16 protein-coding genes are annotated in these 14,893 nt (G+C 67.7%); 2 read left to right on the top strand and 14 right to left on the bottom strand.

All coding sequences use genetic code 11. From position 1 onward, the window contains the following. Positions 1-5 precede the first annotated feature (5 nt). Positions 6-440, top strand: coding sequence for a low molecular weight protein-tyrosine-phosphatase (locus L0984_RS15605; RefSeq protein ID WP_234194544.1), 435 nt, complete (start codon positions 6-8; stop codon positions 438-440). A 26-nt stretch (positions 441-466) separates the two neighbouring features. Continuing rightward, positions 467-2,698 (top strand): polysaccharide biosynthesis tyrosine autokinase, encoded by a 2,232-nt coding sequence (locus L0984_RS15600; protein WP_234194543.1) that lies wholly within the window; start codon positions 467-469, stop codon positions 2,696-2,698. 127 nt (positions 2,699-2,825) lie between these two features. On the opposite strand, the gene L0984_RS15595 is transcribed toward L0984_RS15600, so the two are convergent. The 14 genes from L0984_RS15595 to L0984_RS15530 form a co-directional block, all read right to left on the bottom strand. Continuing rightward, positions 2,826-3,917 carry a polysaccharide biosynthesis/export family protein gene (locus L0984_RS15595; protein ID WP_370646011.1) on the bottom strand — a complete coding sequence of 364 codons (1,092 nt, stop codon included), beginning with the start codon at positions 3,915-3,917 and terminating at the stop codon, positions 2,826-2,828. 194 nt (positions 3,918-4,111) lie between these two features. Continuing rightward, a complete protein-coding gene (gene hisF / locus L0984_RS15590) occupies positions 4,112-4,891 on the bottom strand; it encodes an imidazole glycerol phosphate synthase subunit HisF (protein WP_114802299.1) in 780 nt (259 codons plus the stop codon). 7 nt (positions 4,892-4,898) lie between these two features. Further along, positions 4,899-5,762, bottom strand: coding sequence for a D-hexose-6-phosphate mutarotase (locus L0984_RS15585; RefSeq protein ID WP_234194542.1), 864 nt, complete (start codon positions 5,760-5,762; stop codon positions 4,899-4,901). 51 nt (positions 5,763-5,813) lie between these two features. After that, positions 5,814-6,560, bottom strand: coding sequence for a 1-(5-phosphoribosyl)-5-[(5-phosphoribosylamino)methylideneamino]imidazole-4-carboxamide isomerase (gene hisA / locus L0984_RS15580; protein WP_234194541.1), 747 nt, complete (start codon positions 6,558-6,560; stop codon positions 5,814-5,816). Positions 6,561-6,689: 129 nt separating this feature from the next. Next, entirely contained in the window at positions 6,690-7,337 is a 648-nt protein-coding gene (hisH, locus tag L0984_RS15575) for an imidazole glycerol phosphate synthase subunit HisH (RefSeq protein ID WP_234194540.1), read from the bottom strand. A 52-nt stretch (positions 7,338-7,389) separates the two neighbouring features. Then, a complete protein-coding gene (gene hisB, locus L0984_RS15570; protein WP_234194539.1) occupies positions 7,390-8,037 on the bottom strand; it encodes an imidazoleglycerol-phosphate dehydratase HisB in 648 nt (215 codons plus the stop codon). Next, entirely contained in the window at positions 8,034-9,146 is a 1,113-nt protein-coding gene (gene hisC, locus L0984_RS15565; RefSeq protein ID WP_234194538.1) for a histidinol-phosphate transaminase, read from the bottom strand. Before hisC ends, hisB begins: the two co-directional genes overlap by 4 nt. Positions 9,147-9,167: 21 nt before the next feature. Next, complete coding sequence (locus L0984_RS15560; RefSeq protein ID WP_234194537.1) at positions 9,168-9,524, bottom strand: hypothetical protein; 357 nt, start codon at positions 9,522-9,524, stop codon at positions 9,168-9,170. Further along, positions 9,521-10,846 carry a histidinol dehydrogenase gene (hisD, locus tag L0984_RS15555; protein WP_234194536.1) on the bottom strand — a complete coding sequence of 442 codons (1,326 nt, stop codon included), beginning with the start codon at positions 10,844-10,846 and terminating at the stop codon, positions 9,521-9,523. The genes L0984_RS15560 and hisD overlap by 4 nt, the downstream gene beginning before the upstream one ends. A gap of 23 nt (positions 10,847-10,869) precedes the next feature. After that, positions 10,870-11,511: an ATP phosphoribosyltransferase gene (gene hisG, locus L0984_RS15550; RefSeq protein WP_234194535.1), complete on the bottom strand. Its 642-nt coding sequence runs from the start codon at positions 11,509-11,511 to the stop codon at positions 10,870-10,872. Continuing rightward, positions 11,508-12,788: a UDP-N-acetylglucosamine 1-carboxyvinyltransferase gene (gene murA, locus L0984_RS15545; RefSeq protein ID WP_234194534.1), complete on the bottom strand. Its 1,281-nt coding sequence runs from the start codon at positions 12,786-12,788 to the stop codon at positions 11,508-11,510. Before murA ends, hisG begins: the two co-directional genes overlap by 4 nt. Positions 12,789-12,830: 42 nt before the next feature. Next, entirely contained in the window at positions 12,831-13,073 is a 243-nt protein-coding gene (locus tag L0984_RS15540) for a BolA family protein (protein WP_234194533.1), read from the bottom strand. Between the two features lie 75 nt (positions 13,074-13,148). Beyond that, complete coding sequence (locus tag L0984_RS15535; RefSeq protein WP_017759879.1) at positions 13,149-13,919, bottom strand: ABC transporter permease; 771 nt, start codon at positions 13,917-13,919, stop codon at positions 13,149-13,151. A gap of 5 nt (positions 13,920-13,924) precedes the next feature. After that, the gene (locus L0984_RS15530; protein WP_234194532.1) at positions 13,925-14,872 is read right to left on the bottom strand and encodes an ABC transporter ATP-binding protein; all 948 of its coding nucleotides are present in this window, start codon (positions 14,870-14,872) and stop codon (positions 13,925-13,927) included. Positions 14,873-14,893 lie beyond the last annotated feature (21 nt).

Raw genomic sequence — 14,893 nt, 5'->3', positions numbered from 1 at the left:
CGTCCATGAATTCCCTCCTCGTCCTCTGCGTCGGGAACATCTGCCGCAGCCCGATGGCCGAGGCCCTGTTCGCACAGCAGCTTCCCGGCGTCGCCGTGAGCTCCGCCGGCATCGGCGCGCTCATCGGCCACGGTGCCGATCCCACGGCGCTCGCCCTCATGAGCGAACGTGGCATCGACATCGGCGCGCACCGCGCGCGTCAGGTGAGCCTGGCCATGTGCCAGGAGACGGACCTGATCCTGACCATGGACGATGCGCAGAAGCGCTTCGTCGAACAGAGCTATCCCTTCGTGCGCGGCAAGGTCTACCGGCTCGGCGACGCCGCCCGGCTGAACGTGCCCGACCCGTACAAGCTCGGCCGCGAAGCCTTCGAGAACGCACTGCAGCTGATCGATGCCGGCGTCCAGACCTGGACCGAACGCATCCGCAAACTCTCCTGAAGTCCTCCGCCATTCCGGCAAGCCCCATGCAAACACCACCCGCTCCCGCTGCGTCCCTGGAGAACGACGATGACGAAATCCACCTGGCCGAGTATTTCGACATCCTGGTCGACAACAAATGGCTGGTGGCCGGCATCACGGCACTGGCACTGATCGTCGGCGCCGCCTACGCGCTGCTGGCCACGCCGATCTACCGCTCGAACCTGCTGATCCAGGTCGAGGATGCGGCACCGGACGCCAAGAACTTCCTGGGCGATGTCTCCAGCCTGTTCGAAGTCAAGACGCCCGCCACGGGCGAAATACAGGTGCTGGGCTCGCGACTGGTCGTGGGGGGCGCCGTGGACGCCACCCGGTACTACATCGACGCCAGGCCGGCCTACATCCCGCTGATCGGCGAGTGGCTGTCGCGCCGGGCCGACTCGCTGTCCACGCCGACTTCCTTGCCCGGCTTGGATGGACGAGTGTCCGGCACCGAAAAAATCGAGGTGCGCCGCTTCGACGTTCCTCCCAGCCTGTTGGATCAGAAGCCGTTCATCGTGACGGCGCTGGGGGAAGGCCGGTTCCGGGTGGAACATCCGGAACTCGACTCGAGCCTTGAAGGCCGGGTCGGCGAAGACCTCCGAACCAAGACGGCCGACGGCGACTTCGCCATCCGCATCGACAGCCTGGAGGGCCTCCCTGGTGCCAAGTTCTTCGTGAGCCGCACCTCTTGGTTACTCAGCGTCGAGGACCTGCAGAAGAAATTGCAGATCAGTGAGCAGGGCAGGCAATCGAACGTGATCAGCGTGGAACTGGAAGGAAGTGACCGTGCCCGCCTGATCTCCATCCTGAACGCACTGGGCACCAAATACGTCGATCAGAACAGGGAGCGCAAGGCCGCGGAGGCCGAACGCACGCTGACCTTCCTCGACGAGCAGCTGCCTGAGTTCAAACGCCAGCTTGAACGCTCCGAAGAGGCCTACACGCGTTTCAGAAATCAGAACAACACCGTCGCTTTTAGCGACGAGGCAAAGGCGGCGCTCACGCAAATCGTCGATCTTCAGACCAAGTTGCTGGAGGCGCAGCAGAAACGCCGTGAGCTCATCGCATTGTTCACCGCCAATCATCCACGCGTGCAGACCATCGACCAGCAGATCAGCTTGGTCCAACGCGACATCGATGCCATCAACGCCCGCGTTGGGCGTATGCCGACGATCCAGCAGGACGCCTTCCGCTACGAGCGCGACGTGCGCGTCAACAGCGAGCTGTATCAGTCGCTGCTGACCAACTCGCTGCAGCTTCGCCTTGTCAAGGAAGGCAAGACCGGCAACGTGCGCCTGCTCGACTCCGCGGTCTCGCCGCGCCTGCCCGTGAAGCCGCAAAAGGCCCTGGTGGTGGCACTGGCCGCCGTGCTGGGCCTGCTCGCCGGCGTCGCGGTCGCCTTCGTGCGCAGCATGTTCTTCAGCGGCATCCGCAATCCGCAGGAGATCGAGAGCCACACCGGCATGAGCGTGATGTCGGTCATCCCGTACACGCAGGAGCAAGGGGTGCTGGAAGTGCGCATGGAGTCCGGCCAGCAGGGCGTGCATGTGCTGACCGTCACCAACCCCGAGAGCACAACGGTGGAAAGCGTGCGCAGCCTGCGCATCGCGCTGCAGTTCGCCATGCTCGAAGGCGCCAACAACCGCGTGCTGATCACTGGCCCGACACCTGGCATCGGCAAGAGCTTCGTCTCCGCCAACTTCGCGGCCATCATGGCGGCGGCGGGCAAGCGGGTGTTGCTGCTCGACGCCGACATGCGCAAGGGCTACATCAACAAGCAGTTCGGGCTCGCGCGCGAGGGCGGCCTGTCCGAACTGCTGGTGGGCGAGGTCACCACGGAGCAGGCGATCCATCGTGAGGTGGTGCCCAACCTGGACGTCCTGACCAGCGGCCGCTATCCGCCCAATCCCGCGGACATGCTGATGTCCGACACCTTCGCCCGGCTGCTGGACACCCTGTCGGCCCAATACGACCTGGTGGTGATGGATGCCCCGCCGGTGCTGGTGGCAGCCGATGCCGCCGCGGCAGGCACGCATTCGGCCGTGGTGCTGCTGGTGGCGCGTGCCGACCAGACGCAGATGGGAGAGCTCGTCGAAAGCGTCAAGCGCCTGCGCCAAGGCAACGTCACGCCGACGGGCGTGGTGTTCAACGCCATGGACATGACGCGCCGCCACTACGGCAGCTATGGCTACCGCTACGGCGGCTACCGCTACACCGAGTACAAGTACAAGCGCTGAGTTCTCCGGCCCTGGCCTCTCCTCGGCGGGAGGCTGCGGCCCGGCGATCAATGCACGAAAAAAATGGCCGCCTCCCGGGCGGCCATTTTTTTCGCGGGCACGGCCTGCAAGGCAGGCCGTGCCGCCCTTACCAGCCTCGGGCGCGGTCGACCACCTCCGAGCCGTAATTCACAGCGGAGGCGGACGGCAGGATCAGGCTGATGACGCGGTTCCAGCGAACGAGCGGCACCGGATCGATGTACACCACGTCCTGGGGACGCAACGGGAACTGCGTGGCCAGGGCAAAGGCCGCGGGGTTCTTGGCGTCGAGCTGGAAGATCGCCGGCGAGCCCGTCGCTCCCTTGCGGATCACATAGATCTGTCCGGGATTGGAAGTGTCCAGCGACGGACCGCCCGCTTCGCCCAGCGCCTCGTTGAGGGTCAGGCGACCCGAGCCCCGCAACGCAAGTGCGGTGGGACGCAGCACCTCGCCCATCACGTAGATCTTGGTGTCTTCGCGCGTGCCGACGGTGATGGTGTCGCTGCTGCGCAGCGGGATGTCGTTGAGATCGTGGCCGGCTTCGCGCAGTGAGGTCAGGTCGATGCGCACCGACCGTCCACCACGCATCAGCATGATCGAGGAGCGGTCACCCGCATCCGTGATGCCACCGGCCCGATTGATGGCCTCGGCCAAAGTCATGGGCACGTCGGTGAAGATCTGCATGCCCGGCGTGCGCACCTGCCCTTCCACATAAGCCCGGCGGCTGCGGAAGGACTGGATGCGCACCGAAACCTGCGGGCTCTGGATGGTGCGCTCCAGGCGGCGTGCGATCAGGTCCGACGCTTCCGCCTCGGTCAGCCCTTCAAGCTTGACGCGGCCCACATAGGGGAAGTAGATCTCGCCATTGCCACCGACGATGAAGCCGGGGGCCACGCTGACGCCCGTCGGATCGGTCTGTTGCGAAATCACGGCGCCCGCGTTGGGCAGCAACTCGGGGTGGTCGTACACGATGACGCCGACCACATCGCCGGGCCCGATGGAATAGGGCTCCGGTTTGCCGAACAGGGCCTGCACTTCAGGCGGAACACCACGCGGCGCGACTTCCTGCAATGTGCGCACCAGCGCCTGAGTGATGGGAGTAATGCGCCCTTCTGGCGCCTCATCCGGCACATATTGAAACTTAGGTGGTAATTCGGCCTGATCCGAATAAGGACCGACAGGTCCCATGCCGGGAACCACGGTGCAACCCTGTAGAAGCGCTGCAGTCGCCAACGCCGTCCACGCCGGCAAATTCACTGGGAGTTTCAAATCAAATACCTGTCAGATCGTGGATCACGCACTGCTGCAGCAACGGCCCTGCGCGCAGCGGTGGCCAAAAAGGTCAACGCTATGTTGATGATATTCGGCTTTGGATGCGGCTTTGTATAAGTCTGTCAGGTACGCACCACTATGCCGCGTTTAGCCATGTGGGCCTTGGCTTCGCCCACCGTGTGCTGGCCGTAATGGAAGATGCTGGCGGCCAGCACGGCGTCTGCTCCGCCCTGCTGCACGCCATCCGCCAGGTCGGCCAGCGAGCCGACGCCGCCCGAGGCGATCACCGGCACGCTCACCGCATCGCTCACGGCACGGGTGAGAGCAAGATCGAAGCCACTTCGGGTGCCGTCGCGGTCCATGCTGGTCAGCAGGATCTCGCCGGCGCCCCGGCGTGCCATCTCGCTGGCCCACTGGACGGCATCCAGGCCGGTGTTCTTGCGGCCACCGTGGCTGTAGACGTCCCAGCCTTCGCCCCGCGTCGCCGCTTCCTCGGGCGTGCGCCGCTTGGCGTCGATGGCCACCACGATGCACTGGGCGCCGTACTTGGACGAGGCGTCCTCGATCACCTGCGGATTGGCGATCGCGGCGGAATTGAAGCTGGTCTTGTCGGCGCCGGCATTGAGCAGCCGGCGCACGTCTTCCACCGTGCGCACGCCGCCGCCCACCGTCAGCGGGATGAAGACCTGCGAGGCCACGGCCTCGATGATCGGCAGGATCAGGTCACGGTCGTCGCTGGTGGCCGTGATGTCCAGGAAGGTCAGTTCGTCCGCGCCCTGCGCGTTGTAGCGGGCAGCGATTTCCACCGGATCGCCCGCGTCGCGCAGTTCCAGGAAGTTGACGCCCTTGACCACCCGTCCTCCGGTGACGTCGAGGCAGGGAATGATGCGTTTGGCGAGCATGGCAGGATCAGGAAGTCGAGGAGGAGGAGGAGGAAGGCCGGGCATCGAGCTGCTGCCACAGGCGCACTTCACTGCCCGGCGCCAGTTCGACGGGGGTATCGATGGCCGCAGCCTCGACGCAGAGCATGTGGCGCCAGCCATCGGCCGGCATGTCGGCCAGGCGCGCGCACAGCGCGAGACCGGGATTCCACACCACCGTCTCCGGGCAGGTGGGCGCGGCGGTGATGCGCAGTTCGCCAGCCGTCGCGCCAAGCACCAGAGGATGGGCGGGCGCGGCATAGACGCTGTCGAACTCCTCGCCGAAGCGCAGCACTTCGCGGCCTTCGGTCGAACGCTCGTCGCGCACCGCGTCCCAGCGGGCGGCGCCCTGCAGCCCCTGGAGTTGCACGTCCGCCAGGTCGTCGACCCGCAGGTAGCTGTGAAGCGCCGCAGTGAAGGACCAGGGCGTCGTGCCCGTGTTGCGCACTTCCAAATCGATGCGCAGCACATTCGCCTCGGGCACGTGCACGCTCAGGCGAAGCTGAAAGTGCTCCGGCCAGACCGCCAGGGTTTCGTCGCTGGCCGTCAGGCCCAGGATGACGGTGTCGGCAGCCGCGTCGGGAATCACCTGCCAGGGCAGGTTGCGCGCAAAGCCGTGCTTGACGAGCGGGCCGCGCTGGTTGAACTGGGGAAAGCAGACCGGGACGCCACCGCGGATGGCCGCTCGTCCATCGAACACCGCCTTGGGGCTGAGGTAGAGCCGCTCCGTGCCGTCCGCGCTGCGCCAGGACAGCACATGGCCGCCATGCAACGCCACCGTGACCTGGTCGCCCGTGGTGGCCCAAAGTTCGACGGCCGGCTGGCCCTGGACGGTGATCTCGCGCAGGCTCATCCGAAGATCCTGAGGCAGGCCGTGAATGCGGGAACGGAAAGTGCTGCGGCGTCAGGCCGCATTGGCCAGCTCGTCGGCCCGGGCCTGCGCCTTGCCGAAGTCCAGGTCGCCCGAGTAGATCGCGCGGCCGCAGATCACACCCTCGACGCCCTCGCCTTCGACCGCGCACAGCTGCTCGATGTCGGCCATGTTGGACAGGCCGCCCGACGCGATCACCGGGATGGTCAGCGCCTGCGCCAGCCGCACGGTGGCGTCGATGTTGATGCCCGAGAGCATGCCGTCGCGGCCGATGTCGGTGTAGATGATGGACTCGACGCCGTAGTCCTCGAACTTCTTGCCCAGATCCACCACCTCGTGGCCGGTGAGCTTGCTCCAGCCATCGGTGGCGACCTTGCCGTCCTTGGCGTCCAGGCCCACGATGATGTGGCCGCCGAAGGCCACGCAGGCGTCCTTCAGGAAACCGGGATTCTTCACCGCCGCCGTGCCGATGATCACGTAGCGCAGGCCGTCGTCGATGTAGCGCTCGATGGTGTCCAGGTCGCGGATGCCGCCGCCCAGCTGCACGGGGATGTCATCACCCACCTCGCGCAGGATCGCCTTGATGGCCGCATGGTTCTGCGGCTTGCCGGCGAAGGCGCCGTTCAGATCCACCAGGTGCAGGCGGCGGGCGCCGGCCTCCACCCACTTGCGCGCCATGGCCGCGGGGTCTTCGCTGAAGACGGTCGATTGGTCCATGTCGCCCTGCTTGAGCCGAACGCAATGGCCGTCCTTGAGATCGATGGCGGGAATGAGGAGCATGATGAGGCGCTGAAGAGTGCCGGGAACGAAGGAGAAGAAGGCGAAACGATCGGTTCCCAACCGGCCGCCGAGGGCTGCAAGCGGGGCACGCGGGCACCCACCGCAGCCGCGGTGATCGGCTTGGCCGATTCAGGGAGTCCAGTGGAGGAAGTTCCGGTAGAGCTGCAGACCATGGTCCGCGCTCTTCTCCGGGTGAAATTGGGTCGCAAAAATGTTATCGCGGGCCACCGCAGCGGTAAAGCGGCCCCCATAGTCCGCCTCGCCCACGCTGTGCGCCGCATCCTGCGGCCGGGCGTAGAAGCTGTGGACGAAATAGAACCACGCATCGTCGGGAATGCCCTGCCACATGGCATGCGGCCGGGCCTGCGAGACCTGGTTCCAGCCCATCTGCGGCACCTTGAAATGGCTGCCGTCGGGCTGCAGGCGACCGGCCAGCTGGAAGCGCAGCACCTCGCCGGGGATCAGGTCCAGGCCCTCGCTGGGCCCTTCCTCGCTGCGGCCCAGCAGCATCTGCATGCCCACACACACACCGAACAGCGGCTTGCTGGCCGCGGCTTCGAGCACCGAGGCGAGCAGGCCCGACTCGCGCAGCTCGCGCATGCAGTCGGGCATGGCGCCCTGGCCGGGCAGCACCACACGGGTGGCGGCACGCACGACCTCGGGGTCGGCCGTCACATGCACCTCCACGCCGGCGGCATCGGCCGCATGGCGCACGGCCTGGGACACGGACCAGAGGTTGCCCATGCCGTAGTCCACCACGGCGACGCTGTTCTTCATCGGAGTCATTCGGGTCGGATAGGACCGGTCGGGCGACGGTGCGCCGGGAGGTTTACAGGGAACCCTTGGTGGAGGGGATCACGCCCGCCGAGCGCGGGTCGAGCTCGAGCGCGGCGCGCACGGCGCGAGCGAAGGCCTTGAAGATCGTCTCGCACTGGTGATGCGCGTTGACGCCCTTCAGGTTGTCGATGTGCAGCGTCACGCCGGCATGGTTGACGAAGCCCTGGAAGAACTCGAAGGCCAGTTGGGTGTCGAAGCCGCCGATCATGCCGCTGGTAAAACGCACGTCCATGTGCAGGCCCGGACGGCCCGAGAAGTCGACCACCACGCGCGACAGCGCCTCGTCCAGCGGCACGTAGGCATGGCCGTAGCGGCGGATGCCCTTCTTGTCGCCCACCGCGCGGGCGACGGCCTGGCCCAGGGTGATGCCGACGTCTTCCACCGTGTGATGGCCGTCGATGTGCAGGTCGCCCTCGCAGTGCACGTCCAGGTCGATCAGGCCATGGCGGGCGATCTGGTCGAGCATGTGGTCGAAGAAGCCGATGCCGGTGGCCAGTTGGGCCTTGCCGCTGCCGTCGAGGTCGACGCGCACGCGGATCTTCGTCTCGGCCGTGTTGCGGGCGACCTCGGCAATGCGCGCCGTGGGCGTGGCGCCGCCGGCGGCGGCAACGATGGCGTTGGGAGCCGTGGGGGTGTTCATAGGGAGGCTTGGAGGGCCGCCAGCATGCGCGCGTTGTCGTCGGGGGTGCCGACCGTCAGGCGCAGGCAGTTCGCCAGCAGCGGGTGCATTCTAGAAACGTTCTTGATCAGGACCCCGCGCGCCTTCATGCCGGCGAAGGCGGCATCGGCATCGGGCACGCGCAACAGGACCATGTTGGCCTCGCTGGGCCAGACGGTGACGCCGGGCAGCGCCTTCAGTGCATCGACCAGCCGGCTGCGCTCGTCACGGATCGCGCGGGCCTGCGCCTCGAAGACCCCGGCATGCTCGAGCGCGAAGAGCGCACATTCGGCATTGAGTACGCTGATGTTGTAGGGCGGGCGCACCTTGTCGATCTCGGCGGCCAGCGCCTCGGGCGCCAGCAGGTAGCCCAGGCGCACGCCGGCCAGGCCGAACTTGCTGAGGGTGCGCATCAGCACGACATGGCCATGCGCGGCCGGGTCACGGCGGATCTCGTCCAGCCAGCTGTGGGCGGCGAAGGGCTGGTAGGCCTCGTCGATCACCACCAGGCCGCCCTGCTCGCCCTGGGCGGCGATGAGCCGGCGCATGACGGCGGCGTCGAACAGGTTGGCGGTCGGGTTGTTGGGATAGGCCAGGTACAGCAGCGCCGGCTTGTGCTCGGCGATGGCGGCCAGCATGGCGGCCTCGTCGAGCTGGAAATCGGCATCCAGCGGCACGCCGACGAACTTCAGCCCCTGCAACTGCGCGCTCAGCGCGTACATCACGAAGCCGGGCAGCGGCGCCAGGATGGTGGCGCCCGGCTGGTCGCAGGCGATGGCCAGCAGCGAGATCAGTTCGTCGGAGCCGTTGCCCAGCACCAGCGACTGGCCCGCGGGCAGGTCCACGTGGGCGGCGATGGCGGTCTTGAGCCGCTGCGCCTCGTCGCCGGGATAGCGGTTGACGGCCAGCGCCCCCAGGCGGGCGCCCAGCTCGGCATGCAGCGCGGGCGGCAGGCCGTAGGGGTTCTCCATCGCGTCGAGCTTGAGCAGGCCTTCGGCGGACTGCACGACGTAGGCATGCATGTCGCGCACGTCGGGGCGGATGCGTTCGAGCGCGCGGCGGGTGAGGTCGGACATCGGGGGCATGGTCATGGGTAGGGCGCCTTTCGTCGCTCAGGGCGCGCAGCGGTAGGCGCTCTGAAGCGCCGCCGACAGCACCAGCTGCACCGGCATGTCGGCCTCGTAGAGCTGCCCGTTACGCGCCAGCTCGCCCTGGAACAGCGAGCGCGCCATCGAAGGCTCCAGCCGGCGGCCTGCCACGCAGAAGGGCGGTTTCTGGCCGCTGCGCTGCGTCGCCTCGGCGGATTCGCGCAGGCCCTCGACCACGCCGACCAGGTAATAGCTGGCGTAATTGGGGCCCTCTTTGCCGGCGGCCTCCAGCGTGCGGAACTCGCGCAGGCTCATGGCTGGGGCCGCCGTGGCCGCGGCCAGCAGCGCCAGCGCGATCAATGGCCGCCGCAGCGCGGTCACGGTCGGCCTTCCAGTCGCAGCTCGGCCGCGCGGGCATGGGCCTGCAGGCCCTCGCCATAGGCCAGTTCGGCGGCGATGGGTCCCAGGGTGCGCGCACCGGCCTCGCTCACCTCGATCAGGCTGCTGCGCTTCTGGAAGTCGTACACGCCCAGCGGCGAGGAGAAACGGGCCGTGCCCGAGGTGGGCAGCACATGGTTGGGCCCGGCGCAGTAGTCGCCCAGGCTCTCGCTGGTGAAGGCGCCCAGGAAGATCGCGCCGGCATGCTTCAGCAGCGGCTCCCAGCGCTGCGGCTCGCGGCTGGAGACCTCCAGGTGCTCGGGCGCGATGCGGTTGCTGATGGCGCAGGCCTCTTCCATGTCGCGCGTGTGGATCAGCGCGCCGCGGCCGTTCAGGCTCGCGGCAATGATCTCGCGCCGCGGCATGGCGGGCAGCAGGCGGTCGATCTCGCGCTGCACGGCGTCGATGTAGGCGGCGTCGGGGCACAGCAGGATGCTCTGGGCCAGCTCGTCGTGCTCGGCCTGACTGAACAGGTCCATGGCCACCCAGTCGGGCGGCGTGGTGCCGTCGGCCAGCACCAGGATCTCGCTGGGACCGGCGATCATGTCGATGCCCACCGCGCCGAACACGCGGCGCTTGGCGGCGGCCACGTAGGCATTGCCGGGGCCGGTGATCTTGTCCACCGCCGGCACGGTGGCCGTGCCGTAGGCCAGCGCGGCCACGGCCTGCGCGCCGCCGATGGTGAAGGCGCGCGTGACGCCGGCCACGTGCGCGGCGGCCAGCACCAGCGGGTTCTTTTCGCCGCGCGGGGTGGGCACCACCATCACGATCTCGCCGACGCCGGCCACATGGGCGGGAATGGCGTTCATCAGCACGCTCGACGGATAGGCCGCCTTGCCGCCGGGCACGTAGATGCCGACGCGGTCCAGCGGCGTGACCTTCTGGCCCAGCAGCGTGCCGTCCTCGTCGCGGTAGGTCCAGCTCTCGCCGCTGGCCTTCTTCTGGGCCTCGTGGTAGCTGCGCACCCGGCGGGCGGCGGCTTCGAGGGCTTGGCGCTGCGCATCCGGCAGCGCGTCGAAGGCGGCCTTGAGCTCGGCAGGGTCCAGCGCCAGCGCGGCCAGCGAGTCCGCCTCCAGGCCGTCGAAGCGGCGCGTGTACTCCAGCACCGCCGCATCGCCGCGCTGCTGCACGTCGGCCAGGATGTCCGCAACGCGCTGCTCGATGGCCGCGTCGGTGTCCGCCGCCCAATGCAGACGCGCCTTGAACGCGGCCTCGAAATCGGGCGCGGAGGTGGCGAGACGCAGGGGGGTGGCTTGCAGGGTCATGGCAACGGCAGGGGTGGAAGGAATCAGTTCTGCGGAAGGGCCGACGCGAAGGCGTCGATGATGCGGCGGATGGGCTCGCGCTTGAGCTTGAGCGCGGCCTGGTTGACGACCAGGCGGGCGCTGATGTCCATGATGCGCTCGACCTCCACCAGGTGGTTGGCACGCAGCGTGTTGCCGGTGGAGACCAGGTCGACGATGGCATCGGCCAGCCCGGTGAGCGGCGCCAGCTCCATGCTGCCGTAGAGCTTGATCAGGTCCACGTGCACGCCCTTGCGGGCGAAGAACTCTCGGGCCAGACCCACGTACTTGGTGGCCACGGCCAGGCGCGCGCCCTGGCGCACCGCGTGGGCATAGTCGTAGTCGGCGCGCACGGCAACGCTCAGGCGGCACTGGGCGATGCGCAGGTCCAGCGGCTGGTACAGGCCTTCGCTGCCATGCTCCAGCAGCACGTCCAGGCCGGTCACGCCGAGGTCGGCGCCGCCGTACTGCACATAGGTGGGCACGTCCGACGCACGCACCAGCACCACGCGAACATCGGGCCGGGTCGTGGGCAGGATCAGCTTGCGCGACTTCTCGGGGTCCTCGGTCACCTCGATGCCGGCGGCGGCCAGCAGCGGCAGGGTCTCTTCGAAGATGCGTCCCTTGGACAAGGCGAGCGTGATCACGCGGCGGCTCCGGTGGAAATGCGTTCGATGTCGGCGCCCAGGCTGCCGAGCTTGCGTTCGATGCGGTCGTAGCCGCGGTCCAGGTGGTAGATGCGGTCCACCAGCGTCTCGCCCTCGGCCACCAGGCCGGCGATGACCAGGCAGGCGGAGGCGCGCAGGTCGGTGGCCATCACCGAGGCGCCCGACAGGCGCGGCACGCCCTCGATCACGGCCGTGCGGCCGTCGGTCTGGATGCGGGCGCCGAGCCGCAGCAGCTCGTTGACGTGCATCATGCGGTTCTCGAAGATGGTCTCGGTCACCGTCGACGCACCCTCCGAGATCACGTTCAGCGCCATGAACTGCGCCTGCATGTCGGTCGGGAAGCCCGGGTATTCGGTGGTGCGGAAGCTCTGGCCCTTGAGGCGGCCCTGGGAGCGGATGCGCAGGCCGGCAGGCTCCTCGGTGATCTGCGCACCGGCGTCGCGCAGCTTCTCGACCACGGCGTCCAGATGGTCGGCGCGGGCACCGCGAAGCAGCACGTCGCCCCCGGTGGCCGCCACGGCGCACAGGAAGGTGCCGGCCTCGATGCGGTCGGCCACCGTCGCATGCTCGCAGCCGTGCAGGCGCTCCACGCCCTGGATGCGGATGCGGCTGGTGCCATGGCCTTCGATCTTCGCACCCATCTTGATGAGCATCTCGGCCAGGTCGGGGATCTCCGGCTCCTGGGCCGCGTTCTCCAGCACCGTCTCGCCTTCGGCCAGCGTGGCGGCCATCAGCAGGTTCTCGGTGCCGGTCACGGTGACCATGTCGGTCGTGATGCGCGCGCCGCGCAGCCGCGTGAGGCCGGGCTGCAGCCGGGCCATCATGTAGCCGTGCTCGACGTCGATCTCGGCGCCCATGGCCCGCAGGCCCTTGATGTGCTGGTCGACCGGCCGCGACCCGATGCCGCAGCCGCCCGGCAGCGACACCTTGGCATGGCCGAAGCGCGCCACCAGCGGGCCCAGCGCCAGCACGGAGGCCCGCATGGTCTTGACCAGCTCGTAGGGCGCCTCGGGCTGCGTCAGGTCGGCGGCATTGAGGCGCACCGTGCCGTTGTCGTCACGCTCGGCGGTCACGCCCATGTGGCGCACCAGCTTGAGCATGGTCGAGACGTCCTGCAGGCGCGGCACGTTGTGCACGACCACCGGGTCGGTGGTCAGCAACGCCGCGCACAGCTGGGGCAGCGCCGCGTTCTTGGCGCCGGAAATGGTGACTTCGCCGCCGAGCTGACGCCCGCCGCGAATGAGGAGTTTGTCCATCAGGATTCCTTGGAACGGCGGCCTCGCCGTTCGGTCAACGGGTCAGGCGCTCTGCTTGGCCCACTCGGCAGGCGTGTAGGTCTTCATCGACAGCGCATGCACCTCGTCGGTGTGCATTTTCTCACCGAGGGTGGCGTAGACCCGCTGATGGCGCTGGATGAGACGCTTGCCCTCGAACTCGGCCGAGACGATGGTGGCGAACCAGTGGCGGCCGTCGCCCTCCAGCGTGATGTGCTGGCAGGGCAGGCCGGCCTCGATCAGGGCCTGGAGTTCTTGGGCGGTCATGGTGATGCGCGGGGCGGTCGTTGGGTGCGGCGACGGCCGGCGAGGCAGTCGTGGCCGCGAAGTGGCGGGCCTTCTTCAGCCTCGGATCTTGTAGCCGGTACGCAGCAGGTGCACCGCCACGGTACTCACCACGGCCAGCGCGCCGGCCACGACGCCCAGGCTCAGCCAGGGAGACACGTCCGACATGCCGAAGAAGCCGTAGCGGAAGCCGTCGATCATGTAGAAGAAGGGATTGAGGTGGCTCACCGCCTGCCAGAACGGCGGCAGCGAACCGATGGAATAGAACACGCCCGACAGGAAGGTCATGGGCATGATCAGGAAGTTCTGGAACACCGCCATCTGGTCGAACTTCTCGGCCCACAGGCCGGCGATCAGGCCCAGCGTGCCGAGCAGCGCGGCCCCAAGCAGGGCAAACAGCACGATCCACAGCGGCTGCGCGAAAGGCGGCACCGCGAAGAACATCGTCACCAGCAACACGCCGGTGCCCACCACCAGGCCACGCACCACCGACGAGCCCACATAGGCGAAGAACCAGCCCCAGTGCGACAGCGGCGTGAGCAGCACGAAGACCAGGTTGCCCATGATCTTGCTCTGGATGATGGACGACGAACTGTTGGCGAAGGCGTTCTGCAGCACGCTCATCATCACCAGACCGGGGATCAGGAAGGCGGTGTAGCTGAAGCGGCCGTAGACCTGGACGTGATCCTCCAGCACATGGCCGAAGACCATCAGGTAGAGCACCGAGGTCAGCACCGGCGCGCCGACGGTCTGGCCGGCGACCTTCCAGAAGCGCAGCACTTCCTTGGCCAGCAGGGCGCGCCAGCCCATGGCACGCGACAGCAGCATCTCCCTCATCGCGCCACCTCCAGCGGCGTCTGTTCGCCGGCCATCAGGTCGATGAAGACGTCCTCCAGGTCGGCCTTGCGCATCTCCACGTCCTCGACCGGCACGCCGGCCTGGCGCAGGTTGGACAGCAGCTGTTCCACCTCCAGCGCGTTCTGCGCCGGCAGCTGGACGATGCGGCCCGTGATGCGCGCATTGCGGGCCAGTTCCCAAGGCAGTTCGGCATCGGTCTTGAAGCGCAGCACGTTGCTGGCGGCCGATTTCAGCAGCTCGCTGGTGCGGTCCAGCGCCACCACCCTGCCCTTCTTGAGCATGGCGATTCGGTTGCACAGCGCCTCGGCCTCTTCGAGGTAGTGGGTGGTCAGCAGCACGGTGCTGCCTTCGCGGTTGAGTCGGGCGACGAACTGCCAGAGGGTCTGCCGCAGTTCGACGTCGACACCCGCCGTCGGCTCGTCGAGCACGATCACCTGCGGCTTGTGGACCAGTGCCTGCGCCACCAGCACGCGGCGCTTCATGCCGCCGGAGAGCTGGCGCATGTTGGCATCGGCCTTGTCGGCCAGACCCAGGCTGGTGAGCAGCTCGTCGATCCAGTCGTCGTTGCGCGCAATGCCGAAGTAGCCGGACTGCAGCCGCAGCGTCTCGCGCACGTTGAAGAAGGGATCGAAGACCAGCTCCTGCGGCACGATGCCCAACTGGCGACGGGCATCGGCGAAGTGGGTCTGCACGTCGAAGCCATGCACGCTCACATGACCTGATGTGGGCCGCGACAGCCCGGCGAGGATGCTGATGAGGGTGGTCTTGCCCGCACCGTTCGGGCCCAGGAGGCCGAAGAACTCGCCTTCCTCGATGTCGAAGCTGACGTCTTCCAATGCTCGAAGACCGGGGTTGCCATGGGCCCGCTGTGCGCGGGATGGAGTATAGGTCTTGGAGACGGACTGGAAGGAGACGGCGGCCATAGGGGGTGGGGATTCTAGGTC

The sequence above is a fragment of the Pseudacidovorax sp. NFM-22 genome (assembly GCF_021401245.1).
In the GTDB taxonomy this organism is placed as follows: domain Bacteria; phylum Pseudomonadota; class Gammaproteobacteria; order Burkholderiales; family Burkholderiaceae_C; genus Xenophilus.
The sequence above is the reverse complement of the archived record's forward strand: the minus strand, read 5'-3'. Positions and strand labels throughout refer to the sequence as shown.

What these genes read in the sequence shown, in the direction of transcription:
- L0984_RS15605 (WP_234194544.1), top strand. Translation starts at nt 6, where the DNA reads ATGAATTCCCTCCTCGTCCTCTGCGTCGGGAACATCTGCCGCAGCCCG.
- L0984_RS15600 (WP_234194543.1), top strand. Translation starts at nt 467, where the DNA reads ATGCAAACACCACCCGCTCCCGCTGCGTCCCTGGAGAACGACGATGAC.
- hisF (WP_114802299.1), bottom strand. Translation starts at nt 4,891, where the DNA reads ATGCTCGCCAAACGCATCATTCCCTGCCTCGACGTCACCGGAGGACGG.
- L0984_RS15585 (WP_234194542.1), bottom strand. Translation starts at nt 5,762, where the DNA reads ATGAGCCTGCGCGAGATCACCGTCCAGGGCCAGCCGGCCGTCGAACTT.
- hisA (WP_234194541.1), bottom strand. Translation starts at nt 6,560, where the DNA reads ATGCTCCTCATTCCCGCCATCGATCTCAAGGACGGCCATTGCGTTCGG.
- hisH (WP_234194540.1), bottom strand. Translation starts at nt 7,337, where the DNA reads ATGAAGAACAGCGTCGCCGTGGTGGACTACGGCATGGGCAACCTCTGG.
- hisB (WP_234194539.1), bottom strand. Translation starts at nt 8,037, where the DNA reads ATGAACACCCCCACGGCTCCCAACGCCATCGTTGCCGCCGCCGGCGGC.
- hisC (WP_234194538.1), bottom strand. Translation starts at nt 9,146, where the DNA reads ATGACCATGCCCCCGATGTCCGACCTCACCCGCCGCGCGCTCGAACGC.
- hisD (WP_234194536.1), bottom strand. Translation starts at nt 10,846, where the DNA reads ATGACCCTGCAAGCCACCCCCCTGCGTCTCGCCACCTCCGCGCCCGAT.
- murA (WP_234194534.1), bottom strand. Translation starts at nt 12,788, where the DNA reads ATGGACAAACTCCTCATTCGCGGCGGGCGTCAGCTCGGCGGCGAAGTC.
- L0984_RS15540 (WP_234194533.1), bottom strand. Translation starts at nt 13,073, where the DNA reads ATGACCGCCCAAGAACTCCAGGCCCTGATCGAGGCCGGCCTGCCCTGC.
- L0984_RS15535 (WP_017759879.1), bottom strand. Translation starts at nt 13,919, where the DNA reads ATGCTGCTGTCGCGTGCCATGGGCTGGCGCGCCCTGCTGGCCAAGGAA.
- L0984_RS15530 (WP_234194532.1), bottom strand. Translation starts at nt 14,872, where the DNA reads ATGGCCGCCGTCTCCTTCCAGTCCGTCTCCAAGACCTATACTCCATCC.